Origin of the sequence: Streptomyces sp. BA2, from assembly GCF_009769735.1 — a bacterium.
GTDB lineage: Bacteria > Actinomycetota > Actinomycetes > Streptomycetales > Streptomycetaceae > Streptomyces.
In genome coordinates this window covers 9331834-9356772 of record NZ_WSRO01000002.1, presented here as the reverse complement: position 1 = coordinate 9356772, position 24939 = coordinate 9331834, and the positions used below count along the sequence as shown (strand labels likewise).

Below are 24939 nucleotides of genomic sequence, written 5' to 3'. Positions count from 1 at the left end.
TTCCGGGTCAAAGGGAGTGGTCGTGAGGCGTGTGACTGACGCGCGGCCAACTCAGCGGCGTTGATGCCGCCCGGCGGTCACGGCGGCGAGCGCACGGTCTGTCAGGGCGGCGATCCGGGCTGCCGCCGGTCCGGTCAGGAGGGAGTAGTGGTGGCCGTCGACGGACACCTCCTCGACCGGGCCCGGCACATGGGGCCGCCAGCCCAGGCAGTCGAGGTCGGGGGCGTCGTCGACCCCCATGCCGACTCCGGCGTTGCTGGGCGATGGCTGCGCGGCGCGGAAGAGCAACAACCGCGTGTCGGAGGAGGCCAGTTGGCCCGCCTGATGATCGCCGAGGGCACGGAGATGCCGCTCGAAGGTCTCCAGCCGTACGTCGGCGGTCTCCCGAGGCCCGACGAGCCCGGCCTCACGCAGCCTTGCGGCGACCGCGGACCGGGCGTCCGGGGACGGCTTCGCGAGCAGTCGCCGGGCCTCGTCCTCACCGAGGCCGAGGTCCATGTCGAGGAACGCTTCGAGGGAGCGCAGATAGCGGACGGCGGCGATCGCCCGGTCCTCGTCGGGCCCGGCTCCGCCGAGGGACCGGATGCGGTCGGGCACGTTCGAGTCGATCATCACGAGGAGGTCGGTGCGCTCTCCACGCCGTTCCAGCTCGCAGGCCATGGCGTGGGCGAGGGTGCCGCCCATGGACCAACCACCCAGGAGGTAGGGGCCACCTGACTGGTAGGAGCGGATGGCCGCCAGATACTGGTCGGCCATCCCCGCGATGTCCTGGGCGCCGACTCCGCCGGTGAGTGCCGGATCGGTGAGCGCCACGACGGGACGTCCGTCCGTGAGCAGCCCGGCCAGTTCGCCGTAACAGAGCACGTCGCCCCCGGAGGGGTGGATCAGGAACAAGGGCCGGTCACTGTTGCCCTCACGCAGCAGCAGCGCGGCGTCGACATCAGCGCCGCCACCGGCGCCGCGGGCGTGGGCAGCCGGGTCGGCCGCTCCCGTCTTCGGCTCCCGGAGTTCCTCCCAGGCGGCCTCGCCCCGCGCCAGGCGGCGCAAGTGGGCGACGTACTCGGCGAACACCCTGTCCGCCTCGTCGGCGGACAACTCGCTTTCCAGTACGTCCCACTGGAGCAGCAGCGCACCATGCTGTTCGAGCACCTGATGGTCGAGCCAGGTCTGCGGGGTGCTGCTCACTCCGTGGACCGGCGTGCCGACCCAATCCAGGTCATGGCCGCCGCCGAGCGGCCCGGACAGACCCAGGGCGCTGGTGAAGACGACGGGCACGGACTCGGTGCGTCCCGTGCGCACGGACTTCTCGGCGAGCAACTCCAGTGCGGAGAACTCTCGGTGGTCGAGATCCTCGAAGAGCGTGCGTTGCGCGCGGGCGGCGGCACTCGCGAACGAATTCTCACTCGACCGGTCGACGGTGTGAAGCATCAGGGAGGTGAAGTCGCCCACGACCTCGTCCGCACCGGGCAGCCCGGAGGGGCGGTCGAAGAGAGTCAGCGTGAGGGAGAACCGGTCCTGACCGGACCAGTCGGCCAACGCGTCCCCGTACGCAGCGAGCAGGACGGCGGTCGGCGTCAGGCCGCGCCGGGCCGCCTCCGCCTTGAGCGAGGCCCAGTCACCCGGTTCGAGCTGGGCGCTGCGCCGTCCGAAGCGGGGACGCTCCTCGCCCTGCGCGGTGCTCAACGGCAGGGCGGGAGCACCGGGCAGGGCGTCGATCCGTGCCCGCCAGTAGGCCGCCGCGCGGGCACGCTCGGGAGACCCGGCGCGTCGCTCCAGGGCTGCCACGCACTCCTCGAACGTCGTGCGCACCGGAGGCAGTTGGTGCTCCGGCTTCTCGTACAGGGCCCGCAGCTCGCGGTCCCAGATCAGATAGCTCGCGGTGTCGCAGACCAGTACGTCGACATTGACGAAGAGCCGCACGATGTCGCCGGGCAGCCGGGCCGCTCTGATGTCGACAAGGGGCCAGCGGCCGGGACGCGGCTCCCTGCGCACCAGGCGCGCGCGGATCTGCTCCAGCTTCCGCGCACGCTGGTCCTCGCTCTGCCCGGTCAGGTCCTGGACGCGGATGCGGTAGCGGGGCACCCGGTCGAGGACGCGGTTGCGGCCTTCAGGGGAGATGACCGCGCGGAGCATCGGGTGGCGGGCGATGACGCGGTTCCACGCCTCCTCGTAGCGCGCCGTGTCGAGGCCGGGGCAGTCGTACTCCAGGTGGAAGGAGCACGGCACGTCGCCTAGCCGGTAGCCACCCGAGCCGCCGACCCAGTAGGCGTGCTGTACACGCGTCAGGGGGAACTCGCCGCTGTCGGCAACTGGTTGCTCTCCCGCATCGACCGGCGCTGTCTCCTCGATTCTAGTTCCGGACCCGGGGGGTGCTGCGGAGCTCACGGGCATCAGCTGTGCGAGTGCCGCGACCGTGGGCCGGGCAAGGAGGTCCTGGAGGCGCAGGACGACGCCCCGTTCGTCGCGCAGCCGAGCCAACATGCGGGTGGCCAGCAGGGAATGGCCGCCGAGTGCGAAGAAGTCCGCGTCGCGGTCGGCCACAGGGAAGCCGAGCAGCTCGGACCAGAGTCCGGCGAGCAACTCTTCCGCGACGCCCTGGAGCGCGGGCGCTCCCTGCCCCGGGGTGCCGTCGGCCGTCTCGCGGCGGCCCGGAACGACGGTGGCCGTTCCGGCGGTACGTGCGGCCAGATCCGCCGGGGAGACCGCGAGGGACGCGGGTGCGCGGCCTTGTCCGGCGAGCGCGAGCAGCCGGTCCACCGAGCGCATGCCGTCCCGCAGGCCGATCGAGTGCCGTGAGGCGACGACCCGTTCGGTGCCGCCGGAGCCGATGCGCCAGCCGTCCCAGGCGACGCTGACCCAGCGGGTGCCTCCGGCCCGTTCAGCGTCCTCCCGTTCGGCCAGCGCGTCGAGGAAGCGGTTGGCCGCGGCGTAGGGGGCGAGTCCCAGGCCGCCGACGAAGGTGGTGGCCGACGACATCAGGAGTACGTGCGCGGGGCGCAGTTCGTCCGGCAGTCCGCGCAGAGCGGATCGCAGCGCCATCGCCCCCGTCACCTTCGCCCGGGCGTGGTCCCGAACGGTCTCCTCCGCCACGGCACGCAACGGGGTGACCGCGGCTGAGGCCACGACTCCGGCCGCGTGCACGATGAGGCCGAGCGGGCCGTACTGCTGCGCCACCTCCCGCAGCAGGGCCGCGGTGGCGTCGGGATCCGCCGCGTCGACGGCCCGTACGTCCAGTTCGATGCCGTCCTCGCGCAGCCGCCGTACGGCTTCGGCGCGCTCGGCCGACGGGCTGCCCGGCACCGGGTCGGCCGGCAGTCCATCGCGGCCAGTGACGACCACCCGCCAGGAGCCGCGTGCGAGATGTGCGGCCAGGGCGAGACCCACGTCGCCGAGCCCGCCGATCACGACGGCGGTGTCGCCGCGCAGCTCCGGCTCCGGCTCTGGGGGCTGCCAGGGAGTGATGCCACGGACCCAGCGGTGGCCGCCGCGGTACGCCGCCTCCAAGCCGCTCGGCCCGCCACCCGTCAGCGCGGCCGCCTCCTCGCACACGCTCCGGACGTCCTGCGCACGCACCGGCCCGGCCGGGAGGTCAAGGGTGCGCCAGCGAAGTCCCGGGAACTCCTGGGCCAGGACGCGCGGCACGGCGAGTCCCGCCGCACCGTCGGGTGCCGGCCGGTCGGCGCTCTCCACGTGCTGCGCACCGGCGCTCACATGCAGCAGGCAGGCGGTAGCAGCCCAAGGGGCGGCGGCCTGGGCCACTCGGGAGTACCCCAGCACCGAGTCGGCAACGCGCCGGGCGGGGTCGGCGGAGGCCGCTCTCGCGCTGAGACCGGCGGTGGCTTCCCGGCCCGCCAGCTCGGACGCGGCGGCTCGATCAGAAAGCTCGGCCCGGTCGGACAGGTCGGCCTGGTAGGCCCGCTCATGGCCGGTGTCGCCCTTCGCGGCCTCGCCGTCCGCGCCCTCGACACGCGCGTCGGCGCCGTGACCGGCATCGGCAGGTACGTCGACGCCATCCCCATCCGCGCCCTCCGCGTCGACCATGACGATCCCCGCACACGGCAGCGCCGGTTCGGCAGCGGCCTCCGCCAGCGTGACCGGGTGGGCCCCGGCGGCGGTCAACTCCTCGCGGACCGCGCTCAGCAGCGGCGAGTCCGCGTACCCGTCGACGAGCCAGCGCCCCTCGAGGCGCCCGAACGCGTCCACGGGAGGCGTCCGGTGCCACACCGGTACCTGGAACGGCTCCTCCTCGTCGGGCTCGGCCGGCGCATACGGCATCGGGGCGCCCGGGCGTGTCTCCTCGGGCGGGTCGATCCACAGCCTCCGGCGCTCGAACGGCAGACCGGGCAGGGCAATCCGGCGGCGTCCCGGCCGGTGGATGGCTTCGGGGTCGAGGCTGACGCCGTGTGTCCACAGCTCGCCGGCGGCCGTGAGCAGCGCGGCCCGCGCGCCCCGGCTGTCCTCGCGTCCCGGGAAGGTGGGCAGCGTGGCGACGACATTCGCCGCGCCGTGCTGACGTACGAGTTGCAACAGGCCACTGCCGGGACCCACTTGGACGACGACGGCAGGTCCCGTGCCGAGGGCGGTCGTCAGGGCGTCGGAGAACCGGACCACGGACCGCAGATGTGGCACCCAGTGGTCGGCCCCGGGCGGCGAGAGCAGCAATTGGCCGGTGAGCGTCGTGGCGAGGGGCACGGCAGGCGTGCCGGGCAGCGTCGCTTCGGCGGCGGCGCGCAGCTCCGGCAGGACGGGGTCGACCAGACGGGAGTGTGCGGCGGCGTCCAGGTGGAGCCGCGCGGAGTGGACGCCGTCGGCGGTGAGGTCGCGCTCAAGGGCGACCACAGCGGCCACGGGTCCGGAGACCACGCAGGACCGCGGCGCGTTCACCGCCGCCAGGTCAAGGTCCGGGTGATCGCCGAGCAGCTTGACGGTCTCGTCCTCGGGCAGGGCCACGCTCAGCATCACGCCGCCGCCCGCTGTGCGGGACATCCCGCGGGAGCGCACGTCGACCAGGGTGGCGGCATCGCTCAGCCGGAGCGCTCCGGCGGCCACGGCGGCGGCGTACTCGCCGAGGCTGTGTCCGACCAGCGCGTCCGGCTCGATTCCCCAGGAGCGCAGGGTGCGCGCAGTGGCGAGCGAGACGGTGAACAGGGCCGGCAGGCCGTACACGGGGTCCCGCAGCAGCCGCCCGGCCGACTCGTCCGAGGGAGCGGCGGCCAGGAGCGCGCCGAGGCCGGACCCCCTGCCATCGCCCCGCGCGTCGAAGAGCGCGGCGCACTCCGCGACCGTGCGCGCGAACTCCGGTTCATCGTCCAGGAGTTCCCGCCCCATGCCCGGGTACTGGGCTCCGCCGCCGGGGAAGGCGAGGACGACCCTTGGCCGGGTCGGCGGGACGGTGCGCCGGGGTGCGGAGGTGAAGGCACGGAGGGTGTCGCCGGGCCGGTCGCCGATGATCGCGGCCGCCCGGTGGGACCGTTCGCTCCGGCCGGTGTGCAGGGTGTACGCGGCGTCGGCCGCGTCGGCACCGGGCTGTTCCAGGGCGGCAGCCGTGGCATCGGCCAGGCGCTCCAACGCATCGTCCCGATGCGCGGAGAACAGGGCCAGTTGGGGTCGGCGGTCGGCTGAAGCGACCGCCCGCCGCGGCGCGCTGCCGAGGACCACATGGCAGTTGGTGCCGCCGATCCCGAAGGAGCTGACGCCCGCGTGGCGCAACCCCGCCCACTCGCCCGCCTGGTGGGGCACGGTGAACGGCGAGTTCTCCAGGTCGAGATCGGGGTTCAGCGGCAGCGCGCCGAGCGAAGCGGGCAGCACCCCATGGTGCAGCGCGAGCACGGTCTTGGCGAAGCCGGCGATGCCCGCCGCCGCGTTGGCGTGCCCGATGTTGCTCTTGACGGAGCCGAGGGCGCACCAGGCGGGGCCGTTCTGACCGAACACCGTCTTCAGGGCGGCGAGTTCGACGACATCTCCGAGCCGTGTCGCGGTGCCGTGGGCCTCGACGTAGCTGACCATGTCGGGCGTGACACCGGCCAGGGCGAGGGCCTCGGAGATCGCGCGTGCCTGACCGCGCGGCGAAGGCGCCGTGAAGCCCGTTCGGTCCGCTCCGTCGTTGTTGACCGCGGAACCGTGCAGCACGGCGAGGACCGGATCACCGTCGGCGAGTGCGTCCGCGAGGCGGCGCAGGACGGTGACGCCCACCCCTTGGCTGTGCACGATGCCGGTGCCCTCGGCGGAGAACGTGCGCACCTGCCCGTCCACGGAGAAGATCCCGTCGGGTACGTGGAGGTAGCCACGGCCCTGCGGCACGATCAGCGATGAGCCACCGGCCAGAGCGGTGTCGCACTCCCCTGCCAGCAGGGACTGCGCGGCCAGATGGACGGCCACCAGCGAGGTGGAGCAGGCGGTTCCCACGGCGAGCGCCGGTCCGGTGAGGGCTAGGCGGTGGGCGACGTGCAGCGGCAGGTAGTCTCCCACGCCCGAGATCGCCGCCTGGAGACTGCCCACCGGGTCGGCGGCGGAGTCGGCGTACCGGCGGGCGAGGTTGCGCGTCAGGTAGTCGCTGTGGGCGGACCCGGCGAAGACTCCGACGGCGCCCGCCCCCGCACCCCCACCGTGCCCGGCCCGTTCCAGGGCCCGCAGGCACGCCTCCAGGAACAGCCGCTGCTGCGGGTCCATCAGGGCGGCCTCGGCATCGGTCAGACCGAACGGCTCCGGGTCGAACAGGTCCTGCCCTTCGATCACGCCGCTCACCGGCACATGCGCGGGACTGCGCCGCAGTCGGCCCGGCAGACCGCCCTCAGCAAGTTCCTGCTCGGTGTGACGAGTCAGCCCGCTGCGTCCCGCCACCAGCAGGTCCCAGAAAGCCTCGGTGTCCGGGGCGCCCGGGAAGCGGCAATCGAGGGCGGTGACAGCAATCAGCTCGTCCTGTGCGGCCCGGTCGGCTGCCCCGGGTGCGTAACTCTGTTCCGTGGTCGGCTCGTTCATCGGGCGGTCTCCCGGGCGAGGGCACGCGCGGCGACCCGTGAGGCCCGGCGTTGCTGAGGTACGGGTGCGGCGGCGACCCGCGGGTTCGCCTCGTCTGTCACAGTCGGCACGTGTAGTTCGCTGATACGGGCGGCGAGAGAGCCGATGCCGGCGTGCGCGAACATGTCGGCGAGCGCCAGGCGCGGTGCAACGCTCTGCCGGAGCCTGCGATGGGCGAGGACCAGGGTGAGCGAGGTCGCCCCCAGCGCGGCGAAGGTGCTGTCGGCCGTCACCGGGCTTCCCGTCAGATCCGCCAGGACGGCGGCGACTTCATCGAGCACGGCCCGTTCTCGCGCGGGGTTGGCGTGCCGTGCCGCGGGCGTACTCGATGCACTGGTGCCCGGAGGCGGGACCGGACTGGGGGTCGTCGCGCTGCCCGGGGACGCCGGATGGTGGACGACCTCGGCCAGTCCGCCCGTACAGAGGCGTGGTTCGAGACGGGACGGTTCGGCCAGTTCCTGCACCCGTCGCAGCCAGAGCGCGGTCGCCTCGAGGGCTTGGTCGGGGGCGAGCGCACCGGGCCTGAGCACGATCGCGGCCTCAAGCCCGAGCGCGGCGGCCTCGTCGAGCGCTTTGGCGGCCCAACCCGCGCTCGTTGGCCCGTCGTTCATACCTGCGGGCTCGACAGCGGTCGCCGGTTGCGCGACCGTGGCGCGGACTTCGCCGCTCGCAGCCCGTTCCTGATACGGATTCGCCAGCGCCGCATGGTCGATCTTCCCGTTCGCGGTGACCGGCAACTGCTCCAGGACGACGAACCGGCTGGGGATCATGTACTCGGGCAGCCGCTCGCGCAGCGCACCCGCCAGCTCCTCGGGTGACGGCAGAGACGCCGGGCCCTCTCCGGTCCCCTTCGGCGAGAGATGGGCGACAAGCCGGGGCCGCCCGTCGGGCCCGGGTACGGAGGAGACGACGCACTGGCGCACTCCGGGGTGTCTCGCGAGCACCGACTCGATCTCGCCCAGCTCGATCCGGTGCCCTCGGATCTTCACCTGCCGGTCGGCGCGGCCGAGGAACTCGATGGTCCCGTCCACCCGCCAGCGGCCCAGGTCACCGGTGCGGTAGAGGCGGCGCCCGAGAACCGGGTGGCGGGCGAAGCGCTCCGCGCTCTGGACAGGGTCACCGGTGTAGCCGCGGGCGAGCCCGTCGCCGCCGATGAACAGTTCACCCGCCTCACCGACCGGACATGGAGCGCCCTGTTCGTCGAGTATGTGGAAGGACTGGCCGCGCAGCGCCCGCCCGTAGGGAATGCTGCGCCAGTCCGGGTCGGTGCGCTGGACGGGGTGGGTGATGGACCAGATAGACGCCTCGGTGGCGCCGCCGAGGCTCATGAACTCTGCCTGCGGGGCAAGGGCGCGCAGCCGGTCGGGCAGGGTCAGCGGGATCCAGTCGCCGGAGAGCATCACCAGACGGAGGCTGCTCAGGGCTGCGGTGGCCGCTTCCGTTTCCATCTCCGCGTACTCGACGAGCATTTCGAGGAGTGCGGGGGCGGTGTTCCACACGGTGACGCCATGACGTCCCGCCTGTTCGAGCCAGTGCTGCGGGTCGCGTTGGCGTGTGGGGTCGGGGAGGACGAGGGAGCCGCCCGCGCCCGGGACTCCGTAGATGTCGAAGACGGAGAGGTCGAAGCTGAGGGCGGACAGCGCGAGTACGCGGTCATCGGGGCCGATAGCGAACCGGTCAACGATGTCGTCGATGGTGGTGCGGGCAGCGCAGTGCTGGATCTCAACACCCTTGGGACTGCCCGTGGATCCGGAGGTGAAGATCGTGTACGCGAGGTCGTCCGGGCCGGGCGTCTTCGGCTCCGTCACGTCTTCTGGGACGGACCCGCGCGTCGGCCTGCCCGCGGCAGTCAGCCGATGCACGGTTACGCCCTGCGGCCAGTTGATGCTCACCCCGCGTCCGGCCAGCGCGTGCCGCACACCGGCTCGTTCGCAGACGGCGGCGATCCTGACCTCGGGCCAGTCCGGCTCGACGGGCAGATAGCCCGCCCCTGCCGCGCTGACACCCAGCACCGCGGTGATCTGCGCGACGCCCTTCTCGCAGGCCACGGCGACGAGTTCGCCGGGCCCTGCCTGGTGGGCGGCGAGCAGCGTGGCCGTGGCGGCGGCGTTCTCCGCGAGCCGCCCGTGGGTGACGGTGCCGGATGCCCCGTGCAGGGCGGGCCGTTCCGCGTGCCGGTGGGCGGCCTCCTGTACCGGGGAGTGCAGCAGGGGCCCGGCGTCCGGGAACGGGTTGACGTCGAGCGGTTCCTCCGGATTGAAGGTCGGGTCCCAGCCGAGCGCGGGATCCTGCCACGCGGCGCTCTCCGCGAGACGGCACAGCAGCCGGACATGAGCGTCCAGCAATGCCCGTACGTAGCCGTCGGGGAACGCCCCTTCGACGGAGTCCCAGGCGAGCCGGAGTCGGCCGCCCTCGTCCCACACGATGTGGTCGAGGAGGACCTGCGGGGTCTGGGAGATGCCGTAGACCTCGTCGCCGATCCACGCGGCGGGCGGTTCCTCGTCGCCGCTGATGCCCACTCCGCTGGTGAACACCACCGGGTAGCGGGGGCCCGCAGCGGTGGCGGCGCCCTCACCGGGCGCTTCGGGCACTAGGTCCCTGAGCACCTCGACGCCCGAGACGGAACGGTGGTCCAGGTCTTCCCAGAAGCGACGGTTGACCTCCGCGGCATAGGAGGCGAACCCGTCCCAGTGTCCGGGGGTGAACGGCGGTGTTGCGACGAGTGCGGTGGTGGTGAAGTCTCCGACCACGTCGGCGGCCTCGCCCGAAGTCTCGGGCCGGTCGAACAACGTGGTGTTGAGGGTGAGCCGCTCTCCGGCTCCCCAACGGCCGAGCACCGCGGCGAAGGCGGCGAGCAGAGTGGCGGTCGGCGTGACCCCGGCTTCCGCGCAGCGGGCCCGGACCGCGGCCCAGGTGTCCGCGTCGAGGGAGGCCGCGCTCCGCACGAACCGGGGAGGAGTAGTGTCCGCCGACTCGCGCAGCACGGGAAGCCGTGGGGCAGGGGGCAGGGCGGAGGCGCGCTCGGCCCAGTACGCACGGTCGCGTATTCGTCGCGAGGTCCATTCCGGATCGGCGGCTCGTTCCCGCTGAAAGCGCGCGAACTCCGTGGCAGGGCGAGGAAGGTGCGCGGTGGGGTCGGCGACGAGCCGACCCCACTGACGCATGAGGAGCATCCAGCCTGCGAGGTCCGTGATCAGTACGTCCACGCCGATATGGAGCCGTGTCCTGCCGTCCGGCAGCAGCGCCGCGTGCAGGTCGAAGAGCGGCCAGGTGCCGGTCGGCCGGACCTGGTGGGAGAGTTCGTCGCGCAGGCGGGACAGCGCGGGGCCGATGTCGTCCGGGGAGGCGTTACGGAGATCGCTGGTGCCGATCCGGTAAGGCCCGACGTCGGTGAGGATGCGCTGCTGTCCGCGTTCGTCGACGGTCATGCGGAGCATCGGGTGGTGCTCGATCAGCCGGTTCCAGGCCGCTTCCAGACGCTGGAGATCCGCGACGGGGTCCGTGGCGACGCGGTCGTACTCGTAGTAGTAGAAGGTGGCGACGCCGCCGAGCGGCAGTCCCTCTTCCCGGCCGACGAAGTAGGACGCCTGGACGGGAGTGAGCGGGAAGGGCGCGCCGTCGTCCTCTGACTCTGAACCCGCTGTAGCGGCAGGGGCGTCGAGGGCTCCCGGCGCATGGGCCCGCAGTGCGGCGGTGAGCCGGGCCGCGATGTCCTGTGCGGTGGCGCCATTGAGGAAGGCCGTGAGGGGAAGGTCGGCATCGGTCCGCTCGCGGATCCTTCGCCGCAGCCGCACGGCGGTGAACGACTCGAGACCCAGGGCCGACAGAGGCGTGTCGGGGGTGATCAAGTCGCTCTGCGTGCCGAGCACTTCACCGATGCACTCGACGGTGTCGGCGAGCACGTCGGCGCTCGCGAGAACGCCGTTGCCCGCGAGGACTTCTCCGGCAGGGACGAACTGGCTCATCCGGACTCCGCTCCGTAGATTCCATGGCTGATCTGGGGAAACGTTCAAAGGCACGGGGCAGGCGCTAAGCGCCCTGGCGCGTGAGGAGGTGGAGACCGAGCCCGGGCTCTCCCACGGGCCGCATCGCCAGTCCGGCCGTGGCGGCCTCCTCGGCCAGCGTGCTTTCGCTCGCCACCCACCAGCGGTAGTCGACCGTCACCTCGGACAGAGGTCGGCCGTCCCGCAGGACGCGGTACTCCATGCGCCAGGTGATCTCGGCGTCGCCCGAGGGCTCCGCACTCCCCCACCCCTCGTAGTGGAGTGCGCCAACAGCCACGGAAGCCATCCGGGTGCGCGGCACGCGCTCCGGCCTGACGGGTGGGGTGACATTGACGACGAGTACGCCGCCGGGGGCGAGGCGATGGGCCGCGCTCGCCCACAGGGCCCGCCGTTCGGCCGGTGGCAGATGCCCCAACACGTTCAGGGCGACGATCGCGCGCGTGCCATCCGGAAGCGGCGTCCGTGCGGCGTCATCCGCCAACACCGTGACCCGGGAACGCAGTTCGGGATCGTCATGCACACGGGCCAGGAGCACCGCGCGCATGGCCGCGGAGGGCTCCACCGCGAGAACGGGCCCGTCGCCCGGCAGGGCCGCGCAGATGACCGCGGCTCCGCGGCCCGTCCCGGCCCCGAGGTCAACCACCGGGCCGGTGCCCGCCTTCACTTCCTGGAGCACTCCGCTCAGCGCCGGCGCCAGCGCCTCCCAGGCCCCGGCGATCATCAGGTCCAAGTACTCGGCTGAGCGTTCGTACGGATCCACCACGTCAACCACCCCCCGCGATAGTTAAACACGATTGTCATTTCCATTTGAAGTATTGCAGAGTTCGACAACGAACGCACCGAGATCGCCGACGCATCCGCCTTGAGGAGACGCCCGTGCCCAACTCCCCTGATCTGCTTGCAGAGTTCCCCTTGAGGCGACCGGACGGCATCAGTCCGCCGCCACTCCTCGCCGAGCTGCGGGACGGCGAGCCACGTCGCGTGCGGCTCCCCTACGGCTCCGAGCCATGGCTCCTGACCCGCCACGCCGACGTGCGTGCCGCCCTCGCGCACCCCGGCCTCAGCGCCGACTCCAGCAACCCCGGCCTGCCCCGGGTGTCACCGCTGCCGCCGGGGCCGAGTCAGGTGTCTTTCCTGCGGATGGACGACCCGGACCATGGGCGCCTGCGGCGCACGGTCACCCCAGAGTTCACCCATCGCCGGATCCAGGAGCTGCGTCCCGGGATCCGCATGACGGCCGAGCGGGTCTTCGACGCACTGGCCCGGCGCACGCCCCCGGTCGACTTCATCGAGGCCGTGGCGCTGCCGCTGCCCGCACTCGTCATCGGTGGCGTACTCGGCGTGCCCGAGGAGGATCTCGACTTCTTCGGCGGCAAGTGCGCGGTCATCGCCTCGACCGTCGCGAGGCCGGAGGAGATCGGCGCCGCCTACGCGGAGATGACGGCCTATCTGGACGACCTCATCGCGGCGAAGGAGAAGGAACCGGGCGAGGATCTGCTCGGTCGGGTGATCCGGCGGCATCTCACCACCGGCACACTGGACCACGGTGAGCTGGTAGCCGTGGCGCAGCTGCTCATCGCGGCGGGGCTCGACACGACGTCGAACATGATCGGCCTCGCCTGCGCGATGCTGCTGCGGCACCCGGAGCAGTTCGCGGCGCTGCGCGCGGACGCGGACCTGATCCCGTCCGCGGTCGACGAGCTCCTGCGGATCCTGACGATCGTCCAGCACGGCACGGTGCGCGTGGCGACCCGCGACGTGACAATCGGCGGGTTGCGGATCGCCGAGGGCGACGGCGTCATCTGCTCGCTGGTCGCCGCCGATCACGACGAGGGCGTGTTCCCGGACGCGGGCCGCTTCGATGTCCGCCGGGACGCGAGCGCCCATCTCGCCTTCGGTCACGGGGTACACCAGTGCCTCGGGCAGCCGCTCGCCCGGGCCGAGTTGGAGATCGTACTGCGGTTGCTGTGCGAGCGGTTCCCCACCCTGCACCGCCCCCACGATGCGGAAGAACTGCGCTTCCGGGAGGAAAGCTTCGTCCACGGGCTGCACACGCTGCAGGTCGCCTGGTAAACGCGCAGAGGGCGCCGGGCGGACTGGAAGGCTCCGGGCCACCCGGAGTTCGGGGCCGAACTCGGCGAAACCGGAGGTTGACGGCGCGCCCCGGGGCGAAGCCCCTACGCGGCCAATTCCACCGCCTTCACAGCGAACGGCGTCCGGTACAGCTCCGCGTAGCGCCCACCCGCTGCGAGCAGCTCCTCATGTGCCCCGCGCTCCATGATCCGCCCGACCCTCGACCACGAGGATGGGCCCCGGAGGGGCCCCTCTTCTCCGCGGCCCATGGTGTGGCGCCCCGGGGCTGGTCAGCGTGGGTCAGGCTCCTTCGTCTGCGCGGCGCAGAAGCGCGGCCCGCAGGTCGTCGTAGCTGATCTGTTCGGCGGAGTGGTGCAGCGTCCAGCGCCGGGACGGCCCGTCCATGGGGAGTACGGCGATGACCGTCTCCACCGGCGGGCAGCCGGGCTCGGCGCAGGCCAGCTGGCGAATCATGACGGCGGTGTCCTCGTCCAGCGTGAGCACCTCTCGTACCGTCTCCTTCAGCTCGCGTAGCTTCGGGCTCGATGTGCCGGGGTGCGCCGGCCCGAATCCGGGTGACATGACAGGGATTCTCCTTCATCCGAGGCAGGCTGGCAGTCACCGCAGACACCGGTGAGCTCGACGGTGTGCTCCACTGCCGCGAACCCGTGGTCGGCCGCGATGCGTTCGGCCCACTGCTCGACGTCCTCGGAATCCACCGGCCAACTGCGGCCGCAGCTACGGCAGATCAGGTAGTGGCGGTGGCCGTCCTCGGGCCGCAACCTGTAGAGCCGCTCACCGACGTCATCCCGGACGACATCGACACTGTCCGCGGTTTCCAGTTCACGCAGCGCCCGATAGACGGTGGACAGGCTGATCCGCAGGTCCTCCGCGACCAGAAGGCTGTGCAGTCGCTGCGCGGAGATGAAGTCCTGACAGCGCGCGAGGACTTCCAGAACCACCAACCGCCGGGTAGGCCGACCGTTCACAACAGCACACCCCAACCGGTGCTCGTTCGAATCACTGCACGGCGACACTAAATGGTAATGACAGTCATGTCCATATGAATAAACAATCATTCAACGGCCATCGCCGACCGAATGGATCACGGCCAGCGGCCCGCCCATCTGATTGGAGGTACGGGTGGCATCAGCGGCCAGGCCGCCCTCGAGGCCCGGCACCATGGCCAGTTCCGCCCACGCCGGGCTCCGCAAGGAAGGCAATCGGCAGCGACTCCGGTGGAGGGCGAGGAGTACCGGGGCGATAATTCAGGTGAAAACCGTTTCGGTTTCGCTGCGTTTGGGAGGCCGCGTATGCAGGTGTCCTCGGCCCGCGGTCCGGCCTTGCTCATCGTTGTCGCCCTGGCCCTGACGTGCGGCTGCGGCGGTTCGTCGGTCTCCGGGGCCTCCGACAGTTCCCGGAGTGCGGCCGCGTCGGACGCCGTCCCGGTTGTCGCCTCGACCAACGTGTACGGCGACCTTGTCGAGCAGATCGGCGGCGACAAGGTCGACGTCGTCTCGATCGTCAGCGACCCGGCGCAGGACCCCCACTCGTACGAGGCCAGTACGCAGAATCAACTAGCCCTGTCCAAGGCGGAGTTGATCGTCGCGAACGGCGGCGGCTACGACGACTTCATCGGCAGGATGCTGCGCAGCGCGGACAACCCGTCGGCCGAAGTCATCGACGCCGTAAAGGTCTCGGGCAAGGCACCGGCAGCGGGCGGGGAATTCAACGAACACGTCTGGTACGACGTCCCCACGACGGGCAAGCTCGCCGACCGCATCGCGGACTCCCTGGCCGAGGCCGCTCCCGGCGACGCCGACACCTTCCGGCAGAACGCCAAGACGTTCAAGGAGAAGCTGACGTCCCTCCAGGTCAAGGAAGAGCAGATCAAGGAGGACCACGAGGGCACCGCTGTCGCCGTCACCGAGCCCGTTCCGCTGTACCTGACCGAGGCGAGCGGGCTGCGGAACAGCACGCCCGAGGACTTCAGTGAAGCCGTGGAAGAGGGCGACGACGTCTCTCCGGGCGTCCTGCAGCAGACGCTCGAGCTGTTCACCGGTCGTCAGGTCGAGGCCCTCGTCTACAACGAGCAGACCTCCGGCCCTCAGACGGAGAAGGTCAAGGATGCCGCCGAGGACAACGGGATCCCGGTGGTACCCGTGACCGAGACCCTCCCCCGGGGCGAGGACTACGTCAGCTGGATGGCGGCCAACCTCGATGCCCTTAACAGCGCGCTGGACGGCTAGGACAGCTCATGGACCGGACAGAGGAGGCCCTCGCGCCGCTCTCCCACCTGGGCGACACCGCCCGTGAGAGCGTCGGCCCCGCCGCCCCGGTGATCAGCCTGCGTGGTGCGGCGTTGGCGTACGGCGACCGTGTGCTCTGGCGCGACCTGGACCTCGACGTGGCGCCCGGCGAGTTCCTCGCGGTCCTCGGCCCGAACGGGTCGGGCAAGACCAGCCTGCTGCGGGTGCTGCTCGGCCGACAGCAGCTCACCGCGGGCTCGCTGACGGTTCTCGGACGGGCCCCGAGGCGCGGCAGTCGGCACATCGGCTACGTACCCCAGCACAAGTCCCTCCCGGAACACACGATGCTGCGGGGCCGTGACCTGGTACGGCTCGGCGTGGACGGCCATCGCTGGGGGCCGCGGCTCGCCCGGCGGACGGTCCGCCGCCAAGTCGACGACCTCCTCGATTCGGTCGGGGCTGCGCCCTATGCGGATGTTCCCGTCGGCAGGCTCTCCGGCGGTGAGCAGCAGCGCATCCGCATCGCACAGGCTCTCGCCACCGACCCGCGGATCCTGCTCTGCGACGAGCCGCTACTCTCCCTCGATCTGCAGCATCAGCGCACGGTGACCACGCTGGTGGAGCGGCGGCGCCGCTCCGCGAACACCGCAGTCGTCTTCGTGACGCACGAGATCAACCCTGTCCTGGGGCTTGTGGACCGGGTTCTATATCTGGCCCAGGGGGGATTCCGGATCGGTCCGCCGGACGAGGTGATGACCTCGTCCACGCTGTCTGAGCTGTACGGGACGCGGGTCGACGTGGTCCGAGTCCGGGGCCGCATCGTCGTCGTCGGGGTACCCGACGCCGCCAGCGTGCACAACCACGCGGGCGGTCCGAACGGAGGCGGACGGCTGTGATGGGGCGTGGGGCCCTCGCCGACGGGGACGACACGGGCGTCTGGCAGCAGATCTTCAATTTCGACAACTACGGCGACCTGCTGGGCCTGGTCCAGAACTCCCTGCTGGCCGGGGCGCTCCTGGGCTTGGTCGGCGGCCTGGTCGGAGTCTTCGTGATCATGCGTGACCTGCCGTTCGCCGTGCACGGGATCAGTGAGCTGTCGTTCGCCGGGGCCTCGGCGGCGCTGCTGCTCGGACTGAACATCGTGGCCGGGTCCATCGTCGGTTCCCTGCTGGCGGCGGGAGCGATCGGTCTGCTGGGCGTCCGCGCCCGTGACCGTAACTCGATCATCGGCATCATCATGCCGTTCGGCCTTGGCCTCGGCGTGCTCTTCCTGTCCCTCTACAAGGGCCGGGCGGCGAACAAGTTCGGCATTCTGACCGGCCAGATCATCGCCGTCGGCACGCCACAGATGGCGTGGCTCGTCGGCACCTCCGTGGTGGTGCTCCTCGCTCTCGTCATCGTATGGAAGCCGCTGACCTTCGCCAGCGCCGATCCGGAGGTGGCTCAGGCGCGGGGTGTTCCCGTACGCGCCCTGTCCATGGCGTTCATGCTGACACTCGGGCTCGCGGTGGCCCTCTGCGTACAGATCGTCGGGGCGCTGCTGGTGCTCTCGCTCCTCGTCACGCCGGCTGCCGCTGCCGCGCGGATCACCGCTTCTCCCGTACTGCTGCCCGTGCTGAGCGTCGTCTTCGCGCTGGTCTCGATGGAGGGCGGGATCCTGCTCGCCCTCGGCAGCACCGTCCCCATCAGCCCCTACGTCACCACGGTCTCGTTCGCGATCTACCTCGTCTGCCGCCTGGCCGGCAACCGGCGGGCCCGCGTGCACGTCGATCTCGGTTCGACGCGGCGGGCCACGGAGGCGCAGACTTGAGGAGAGTCCCGTCGTGTCCGATCGATCCCGTTCGGCACCGGCGGAAGGAGCCTGTTATGCATCCCGTCGCGCTCGTCGGTGCCGCAGGTGGGCGCCTCGTGCACTACGCGGTCTCCGGTGTCGTGGGCGGCCTGATCATCAAGGGAGCCGCCAAGCGGCTTCCGGAGGCCAAGCCCGCAGCCCGCAAGGCGCTCGTCGGAGGCATCGCGAACGGAATCGTCGCCGGCCGGTGGGTCGCGTCGGCCGCCGAAGAGGCCCGGCTCAAGGCGGGCGACATGCTCGCCGAGGCCCGGACCACCCTGGGCGAAGAGGTACCGCCGCCCTCCGCTGTCAGCGTCGATGACCACGATCACGGACACGAGCACTGATCATGTCCGGCGTGGTCGTCTGCTCCGTCGCCACCGGCCGGGCCCGTCTGACCGTTCCCTGGGTGCGCGCCCGCCCGGGCAGCGCGGGTCTTGTCGACGAGCGCCTGACCGGTCTCGCCGGGTTCCGGGCGCTGCGGATCTTCCCGCGTACCGGAAGCGTGGTCATCTGGGTGGCCCCGGACCGCATGGACGTCGACCGTCTTGTCGCCGTGCTCGAAGAAGCGCCGCCCGACTCCGCGCCCGCCACCCCCACCCGTTCCACACCCGACTCCTCCACCGGTGAGGTCGCCCGCCTCGTGGTCGGGGGCGCGGTCCTCGCGCTCGTGGCGCTGCGCCGCCTGCTGCGCCGCCCACGGCTCACCCTGGGCTCCTCGGGACTGCTCGGCGCGGTGACCCTCTTCACCGGTCTCCCCTTCTTCCGCGGCGCGCTGCGATCCCTCCGTGGCCGCAGCTCGCCGGGGACAGACACCCTGGTCACGGCAGCAACGGTGATCTCACTGGTGCTCCGCGAGAACGTCGTCGCCCTCACCGTGCTGTGGCTCCTGAACATCGGTGAGTTTCTCCAGACCCTGACGCTGCGCCGCACCCGGCGCGCCATCGAGGAGCTGCTCACCATCGGTGAGGAGCGCGTCTGGCTCGTACGGGACGGCGTCGAGGTCGAGTCGGCGATCGAGGACGTCGAGACGGGCGACGTGGTCGCCGTGTACGAGCACCACCGGATCCCGGTCGACGGTCACGTCGTCTCCGGCGACGCGCTGGTGGACCAGGCCGCGATCACCGGCGAGGCCCTGCCCGTCTACGCGCGGACCGGATCCCACGTCTACGCCGGCACCATCGTCGCCTCCGGATCGCTCACCGTCCGGGCCACCTCGGTCGGGCCGGACACCACCGTGGGCCGGATCATCAGCCGGGTCGAGGAGGCCCAGGCGGACCGGGCGCCGATCCAGACCGTGGCCGACCGCTTCACCCAGCGCTTCGTCCCCGTCTCCTTCGCCTTGGCCGCGCTGACCTACGTGTTCACCCGCGATGCCCGCCGCGCGATGACCATGCTCCTGATCGCCTGCCCGTGCGCGGCCGGCCTGGCCACGCCGACGGCCATCAGCGCCGCCATCGGCAACGGAGCGCGCCGTGGCACCCTGATCAAGGGCGGTACACACCTGGAAGGTGTCGGACGGGTCACCGCCGTCGTCTTCGACAAGACCGGCACACTCACCTTCGGGCGGCCACTCGTCACCAGTGTGGTCACCCTCAGCGATGCCTTCACGGCCGACGAAGTGCTGAGCCTGGCCGCATCCGGGGAGCTGCACGCCCGGCATCCGCTCGCGCAGGCCATCGTCGCCCGCACCGAGGAGCAGCACCTGCACGTCCCCATCCATCAGGCATGCGAAGTCGTACTCGGCATGGGCATGCGAGCCGAGCTGGACGGCACCCGCCTGCTGGTCGGCAGCCCCGCCCTGTTGCGCCAGCACGGCGTCGAGCTGACCAGACAGGCCCAGGGCTGGACGGAGCGGCTGCGGGGCGCCGGCGAGACCGTCATCTGCCTCGCCCACGACGCGGACGTGATCGGCATACTCGGGGTATCCGACGCCGTACGTTCCGGGGCCGAGACCGTCATCCGCCAGCTGAGGGATCTCGGTGTGTCCCGCCTGGTGCTGCTCACCGGCGACGCCCCCGAGACGGCACAGGCCGTCGCCGACACGCTCGGCATCACCGAGGTGCACGCGCACGCCCTTCCAGAGGGCAAACTCCAGCTGATCCGCGACCTGCAGGCCGAGGGGCACACGGTGGCTATGGTTGGCGACGGCACCAATGACGCCCCCGCCCTGGCCCTCGCCGACGTCGGGATCACGATGGGCGAGCACTCCTCGCACGTGGCGATGGAGACCGCCGACATCGCCCTGGCCGGCAATGACCTGCGGCAGGTCGCCGCCGTCGTCGAACTCAGCCGCCACACGCTGCGCGTCGTACGCCAGAACTACGGCCTCGCCATCGGCGTCAACCTGCTCGGCCTGCTCGCCGGCGCCGGGGGATCCATGAACCCCGTCCTCGCGGCCCTGCTGCACAACACCAGCAGCATCGCCGTGGTCGGCAACTCGGCCCGCCTGGTCAACCACACACCACACCTGCCCAAGACGCACGACGACGTACTGAAGGCAGCACCGCTGGAGGACCGCCGAGTACGTTGACATCAGTACCGGTACACGACCCGTGCCACGCCTGCGTCGGGGCGCGCGACACAGGTTCCAGCTGCGTCAGCTTCAACCACGTTCAGGGTTGCTCATTGGTAGAGGCACCGCCCCGCCGCGGCAACTAACTCTGTTGTCAGAGGCAGGACTTCCTCTCAGACACGACCAAGCGCGTCAGACCTGGGAAACCCCGACCGCCAAGGGTTCATGACCATCGTCGAGAAGAACGGCCGCTACCACGCCTGGCACGTGACCCGAGGCAAGGTGTCCGAGACAACGGGCGAGAGCGAGCTGCACAAGGCGCTCAAGAACCACACCGCCGAAACAGCCAGTCGAGAGGGCTTCAGGAGGTCGAGGCCGCCGTGGTCGAACGTTGGGCGGAGGACGTCGCCGAGTTCATGGGCTTCACCGAGGTCGAGCACACGGTGGAACTGACCGGCGTCTGTGACCGGCGCCGCTTCACCCGGCCCACCCCGGGCTCCGCGGAGCAGCACGCCTGAACGGCGAGATTCTCGACGGACGCACAGGACGAACGACAGGATGCGTACGGGGACTTCGCGTGGCCCGGTGACTAGACCGAACTGGTTGGCCACCCGGCGCCGCTCACCACCTCTTTTGCGCTCATGCCCTTGCTCAGCGTGGTCTTCGCGGTCGTCTCGATCGAGAGCGGCATCCTGCTCGCCCTCAGCTTGGTGGCCTCACCGGCCGGCGTCGAGGGGCACGACGGCCCTCCGGGAAGCTCGCGTGAGCGCCTGATGCGGGCAGCAGGGAACGCCCGTCGGCACAGGGCCGGCGGGCGTTCCGTAGGGAGTGCGGGGAGCGGTAGCGGTCAGTGACCGTCCACCGTGCCGGACAGTTCGTTGGTGCCCTTCGGCAGGGGCACGGACGTCCGCTTCTCGCCCGAGTCCAGGTCGAAGGCGTGCAGTTGGCGCTTGCCGGGTTCGGAGACGTACGCCGTGTGGTCCCGGACGAACAGGGTGGGCCTGGGCTGCTGCCAGTCCAAGGGTTCCGTCCAGTCGCCGACTGCTTCGATCTTCTTCTCCACCTTGCCGGTCTCCGGGTCGATGACATGGAGGACGCCGTTGGTGCCGAGCACGAGGGCTTCGCCGTGCGGGCCACGGGCGAGCGAACGGAAGGAGTAGCTGGTGTCGAGATCGACCAGCTTCATCTTCTCCGTGCGGGTGTCGATCAGCGATATGCGGGTCGGCCGTTCCAGTTCCGCCTCGGGGTCGGTCTTGTAGTCGCCCAAGAGGATCGGGGAGACGTCGCTGCCGGCCTGGTTGCCGATGCGGGCGTAGTCGTCGGGGGCGTCGACCTTGGTGAACTTGCCGTCCTTGTAGAGCAGTACGCCGTCCTCACAGCCCAGACCGACCACCTCGCCCTTGGCGGCGGCCTCGCCGTGGACACCCGGGCAGTTCTCGGCGCGTGCGATCTCCTTGTTGTTCTTGTTCAGGACGAGGGCGCCGGTGCGCTTCTCCTCGGTGCCCAGGGTGGTGACTAGTTCGCCGTCGGCCAGTTCGATGGCGACGCCGTGGTGGGGCTCGGCGGAGGAGTAGCTGCGGCCCTCCGGCTTCTTCCCGCCGGCCAGGTTCGCGGGATCGAAGACGTTCACCTCGCCCGTACCGTCGGTGAACAGGACCGTCTTGCCGCCGTGCCGCACGACGTGACCGGGCTTCGAACCCTTGAACTCGGCGTCCGTGAAGGTCTGCCGAGCCGCGTCGAACACGCGGAAGCCGCTGTCGGTGGAGATCATGACGTGGTCCTCGTCGCCCGCCGGGTTGACCCGGTTGAATCCGGGCAGCTTGACGGTCTTCGCCAACTTCAGGGTTGCGCCGTCGAGTACGTACAGTCCCCCGTCGTAGGAGGCGACCAGCGGGTTCTTGACCGCGGTGGCCTCGCTGCTCTTCGTCTTCTGCTCGGCGTCGGATGAGGCGTCGTCGCTGCCGCCACCACAGGCGGTCAGCGCCATGGACGTCGTCAGGGCGAGGACTGTGCCCGCGAGCATTCTGGCGCGTGTCGACCTGTTCATCGTGTGTACGTCCTCTCCGGCCCTGGGGGCACGGGGTTGTGGGGTGGAGGGTCCGGCGGCCGGTATGCCGGCCCTCGGGGGAAGCTGGTCAGTCACTGGTGAGGCCCTCGGCCATGGCCGAGGTGTTGGCGCGCATCATTTCCAGGTAAGTGCCGGCGCCCTTGCCCTCCTCGGTCAGCGACTCGGAGTACAGCGAGACGACATCCACGTCACCGCCCATTTCCTGGCGCAGGACCTCTGCGAGCCGGGTGGGCTGGGAGGAGTCGGCGAAGACGGTGCGCACCTTGGCCTTCGCCATGGCCTGGGTGAGGGAGCGCAGGTCGGAGGAGCTGGGTGAGGCGAGTGTCGTGCCGCTGGGGATGACCGCGCCGATCACGCGGAAGCCGAAGCGGTCGGCGAGGTAGCCGAAGACGTGGTGGTTGGTCACCAGGGCACGGCGGTCCTCCGGGATGGCCGCGAAGGACTTCTCCATCGAGGTGGTGAGGTTGGCGAGTTGTCCGCCGTAGTGTTCGGCGTTGTCCCGGACGGCCTTTTCGTTCACGCCGTCGACGTGTTCCACGACTTGGTCGGTGATCAGGCCGACCGCCTTGCGCACGCGGTCGGGGTCGGTCCAGAAGTGCGGGTCCGGCTCGCCGGCCTCGTCGTCGGGACCGCCCTTCTCGCCGGCGTGGAAGGTGAGGGGATCGGCCGCCTCGCCGGCGGCGAAGGTGGCCACCCCCGCCCCGTGGGCTGCCTCCACGTGCCGCAGGACGTTCTCCTCCAGGCCGAGGCCGTTGTAGACGACCAGGTCCGCGCTCTCCAACTCGGCGGCCTGTACGGCGGACAGGCCGAAGGAGTGCGGGTCGGCGTTGGGCTTCATCAGGACGCTGACGTCCGCCTCGTCCCCGACGATCTCCCGGGTGATGTCACCGAGGATGTTGGTCGTCACCACGACCTGGGGCCGCTCATCGCCACCCGCGCAGCCGGTTGCCGTACCGGCGACGACGAAGAAGGCGACCAGGGTCAACAGCGCGGCGCGCACCCGCGCTGCCCGCACACGCACGCTCATCGGCCCGTCTCCACCATCAGGGACGGCCTAATGTCCAGATCGAAGGTGCGGGCGACCCGGAGATTGTCGTTGTAGTCGATCTCGTACACGCGTTTGCCCGACGGGTCGTTGAGATAAGCCCGGCTCCGGTCGACCTCGATCACCGGTGCCGCGGCCTTACCGGTGGCGGACTTGGGGATGTTCTTCAGCAGACGCTTGGTGACGGCGGTCTCCTTGCCGGTGGATATGTCGTAGCCGTGCAGGGCTCCGCCGGTCTCCAGGACGACGAGCGGGGAGCCTTCACCGGCGGTGTTGGCGGCGGCCACGGGGCCGGTCTCCACCCGCTTCCAGGCACGCTCGGTGACGTCCAGGACCCAGACGGCGTCCTTCCCTGCGGGGGCTGTGAGCGTGGTGCTGCCCGGACGGTGCCGGAACTCCGTGGCCCGCTCCGACTTCGGCACGTCCTCGCCGTACGGGATCTTCTCGGCGGTGAAGGTGCCGTCGTCCTCGTGAACGAGCAGGGCGCCGTCGGCGCAGCCGATGACGATCCCCCGCCGGGTGACCGCGTCACCCTTCGGGTCCTCGCACGCGGACTCCGGGGCTGCGACGCGCTTGCCCGACCGGTCGAGCACGACGACCTTCGCGGGGGCGTCACCGTCGCGCGTGAGAGTGATCAGGTGTTCCGCGTACGGCACGACGGCCCCGGCGTGGGTGCCCGGGAGCTGGTCGGGGGTACCGAGGGCGCCCTTCTCCAGATCGGCACGCGGGTATACGCCTGCCTTACCGTCCGCTTCCGTGACCACCGTGACGCCCGCGTCGCTGCGGATGCTCGTGCCGGCGCCGCCCGGGAGGTCGCCCACCTCCTGGATCTTCGCGCGGTAGTAGTGCACGTGGTCCCCGTGGTCGACCATCCACGCGCCGCTGTCAAGGACATGGGTCCCGTCCGCGCCGTGGAAGTAGCCGAAACGGCCGTCCGTGGTGAGTTCGGTGACGCCAGCTCTGCGCGCGGTGTCATGGGTCTTGCCGGTGATCAGGTCCAGCACTCGGGTGTCGCCGGTGCCGGGGTCGCCGAGAAGGAGACGGGACTGCTGCTCGGCGGCCTCTTTGGCACCCTCGACGTAGCCATGGGGGGTGGCGGAGGAAGAAGGGCTCCCGGAGCTGGACTTGGCGTCGTCCTGGCCCGCGCAACCCGCGGTCACAAGGACCACGGACAGGAGTGCCGGCACCAAGGGTGTGACGTTTCTTCGGACGAACAAGGAGATCGCCTCAGGTTTCGTTCGGTCGGTTCGTGGGGGCGTTCGCGGTGAACGTGGCGGCACGGGCAGGTAGGCCGCCGTGGCGTGCACGACGCCGGTGCTGGAATCCGGATGCCAGGTGGGACAGGAAGAAGAAGCTGACCGCGAGGGCCGAGACGGTCGCGCCGGCCGCGGTGCTCAGGTGCCACGAGAGCAACAGGCCGCCGAAGGTGGCGACCGCGCCGACGCCCGCCGCAAGGACCATGACGCCGCGGACGCTGCGCGCCCAGGGCAGGGCTGCCGCCGGCGGGGCGATGAGCAGGCCGAGTACGAGCAGCGTGCCCACGATGTGGAAGGAGGCGACGATGGCCAGGGCCAGCAGGCCGAGCAGCACGGCGTGCGCCAGTCGGGGACGCAGGCCGAGCGTCCGGGCCTTGCGCTCGTCGAACGCGAGGGCCAGGAAGGCACGGTGACCGAGAACTGAGATGACCAGTGCCAGCAACAGCGCCGCCCCGAGGAGGCTCAGGTCGCTCTCGCGTACGGCGAGGACGTCGCCGAAGAGGAACCCGGTGAGGTCCACGGCGAACGACTGCGAGCGCGAGACGATGATGACGCCGAGGGACAGCATGCCGACGAAGAGCAAGCCGATGCCGGTGTCCTGGGACAGCCTCGGAGTGCGGCCGAGGGCGGTGACACCGGCCGTCATGACAGCCGCACTCACCACCGCCCCCACCAGCAGGTTGCCCCCGAGCAGCGCGGCGACCGCGACACCCGGCAGGAGGCCGTGGGACATGGCGTCACCGAGGAAAGCCATCCCCCTCAGCACCACCCACGTCCCCGCCAGGGCACATATCGCAGACACCAGAATCCCGGCCCACAGGGCCCGCTGCACAAAGGCCGCCTCGAAAGGGGCCGTCAACCACTCCATACGATGACCCTAC

17 protein-coding genes are annotated in these 24939 nt (G+C 70.9%); 8 read left to right on the top strand and 9 right to left on the bottom strand.

Annotated features, from left to right (window positions below; translation table 11 throughout):
- Positions 1 to 51 precede the first annotated feature (51 nt).
- From E5671_RS44805 to E5671_RS44795, 3 genes are all read right to left on the bottom strand, one after another.
- Entirely contained in the window at positions 52 to 6978 is a 6927-nt protein-coding gene (locus E5671_RS44805; RefSeq protein ID WP_160509902.1) for a type I polyketide synthase, read from the bottom strand.
- Entirely contained in the window at positions 6975 to 10982 is a 4008-nt protein-coding gene (locus E5671_RS44800; RefSeq protein WP_160509901.1) for a non-ribosomal peptide synthetase, read from the bottom strand. The genes E5671_RS44805 and E5671_RS44800 overlap by 4 nt, the downstream gene beginning before the upstream one ends.
- Positions 10983 to 11046: 64 nt before the next feature.
- Positions 11047 to 11784 carry a methyltransferase domain-containing protein gene (locus E5671_RS44795; protein ID WP_160509900.1) on the bottom strand — a complete coding sequence of 246 codons (738 nt, stop codon included), beginning with the start codon at positions 11782 to 11784 and terminating at the stop codon, positions 11047 to 11049.
- Between the two features lie 113 nt (positions 11785 to 11897).
- Here E5671_RS44795 and E5671_RS47565 point away from each other — a divergent pair, with 113 nt between their 5' ends.
- Positions 11898 to 13094, top strand: coding sequence for a cytochrome P450 (locus E5671_RS47565; protein WP_160509899.1), 1197 nt, complete (start codon positions 11898 to 11900; stop codon positions 13092 to 13094).
- Positions 13095 to 13394: 300 nt separating this feature from the next.
- On the opposite strand, the gene E5671_RS44785 is transcribed toward E5671_RS47565, so the two are convergent.
- Both E5671_RS44785 and E5671_RS44780 read right to left on the bottom strand, forming a co-directional pair.
- Positions 13395 to 13598 carry a hypothetical protein gene (locus tag E5671_RS44785; RefSeq protein ID WP_237330993.1) on the bottom strand — a complete coding sequence of 68 codons (204 nt, stop codon included), beginning with the start codon at positions 13596 to 13598 and terminating at the stop codon, positions 13395 to 13397.
- A gap of 17 nt (positions 13599 to 13615) precedes the next feature.
- Positions 13616 to 14056, bottom strand: coding sequence for a Fur family transcriptional regulator (locus E5671_RS44780; RefSeq protein WP_336606024.1), 441 nt, complete (start codon positions 14054 to 14056; stop codon positions 13616 to 13618).
- Between the two features lie 351 nt (positions 14057 to 14407).
- Between E5671_RS44780 and E5671_RS44775 the strand changes: the two genes are divergently transcribed.
- From E5671_RS44775 to E5671_RS46770, 7 genes are all read left to right on the top strand, one after another.
- A complete protein-coding gene (locus E5671_RS44775) occupies positions 14408 to 15343 on the top strand; it encodes a metal ABC transporter solute-binding protein, Zn/Mn family (RefSeq protein ID WP_160509896.1) in 936 nt (311 codons plus the stop codon).
- An 8-nt stretch (positions 15344 to 15351) separates the two neighbouring features.
- On the top strand, positions 15352 to 16239 hold the full coding sequence (locus E5671_RS44770; RefSeq protein ID WP_160509895.1) for a metal ABC transporter ATP-binding protein: 888 nt from the start codon (positions 15352 to 15354) through the stop codon (positions 16237 to 16239).
- Positions 16239 to 17153 (top strand): metal ABC transporter permease, encoded by a 915-nt coding sequence (locus E5671_RS44765; RefSeq protein ID WP_160509894.1) that lies wholly within the window; start codon positions 16239 to 16241, stop codon positions 17151 to 17153. The genes E5671_RS44770 and E5671_RS44765 overlap by 1 nt, the downstream gene beginning before the upstream one ends.
- Positions 17154 to 17209: 56 nt before the next feature.
- On the top strand, positions 17210 to 17521 hold the full coding sequence (locus tag E5671_RS44760) for a DUF1490 family protein (protein ID WP_160509893.1): 312 nt from the start codon (positions 17210 to 17212) through the stop codon (positions 17519 to 17521).
- Positions 17522 to 17523: 2 nt separating this feature from the next.
- A complete protein-coding gene (locus tag E5671_RS44755; RefSeq protein WP_160509892.1) occupies positions 17524 to 19707 on the top strand; it encodes a heavy metal translocating P-type ATPase in 2184 nt (727 codons plus the stop codon).
- Positions 19708 to 20069: 362 nt separating this feature from the next.
- Positions 20070 to 20207, top strand: coding sequence for a hypothetical protein (locus E5671_RS44750; RefSeq protein WP_443032772.1), 138 nt, complete (start codon positions 20070 to 20072; stop codon positions 20205 to 20207).
- A 123-nt stretch (positions 20208 to 20330) separates the two neighbouring features.
- Positions 20331 to 20543, top strand: coding sequence for a hypothetical protein (locus E5671_RS46770; RefSeq protein WP_237330401.1), 213 nt, complete (start codon positions 20331 to 20333; stop codon positions 20541 to 20543).
- On the opposite strand, the gene aztD is transcribed toward E5671_RS46770, so the two are convergent.
- The 4 genes from aztD to aztB all read right to left on the bottom strand — a co-directional run bounded on the left by aztD (position 20537) and on the right by aztB (position 24926).
- Complete coding sequence (aztD, locus tag E5671_RS44740) at positions 20537 to 21736, bottom strand: zinc metallochaperone AztD (RefSeq protein WP_160509891.1); 1200 nt, start codon at positions 21734 to 21736, stop codon at positions 20537 to 20539. The two genes, E5671_RS46770 and aztD, sit on opposite strands and share 7 nt — an antisense overlap.
- 88 nt (positions 21737 to 21824) lie before the next feature.
- The gene (gene aztC / locus E5671_RS44735; RefSeq protein WP_160509890.1) at positions 21825 to 22784 is read right to left on the bottom strand and encodes a zinc ABC transporter substrate-binding protein AztC; all 960 of its coding nucleotides are present in this window, start codon (positions 22782 to 22784) and stop codon (positions 21825 to 21827) included.
- Positions 22781 to 24019, bottom strand: a complete 1239-nt coding sequence (locus E5671_RS44730; protein ID WP_160509889.1) for a hypothetical protein — start codon at positions 24017 to 24019, stop codon at positions 22781 to 22783. Before E5671_RS44730 ends, aztC begins: the two co-directional genes overlap by 4 nt.
- 10 nt (positions 24020 to 24029) lie before the next feature.
- Positions 24030 to 24926, bottom strand: coding sequence for a zinc ABC transporter permease AztB (gene aztB, locus E5671_RS44725; RefSeq protein WP_160509888.1), 897 nt, complete (start codon positions 24924 to 24926; stop codon positions 24030 to 24032).
- Positions 24927 to 24939 lie beyond the last annotated feature (13 nt).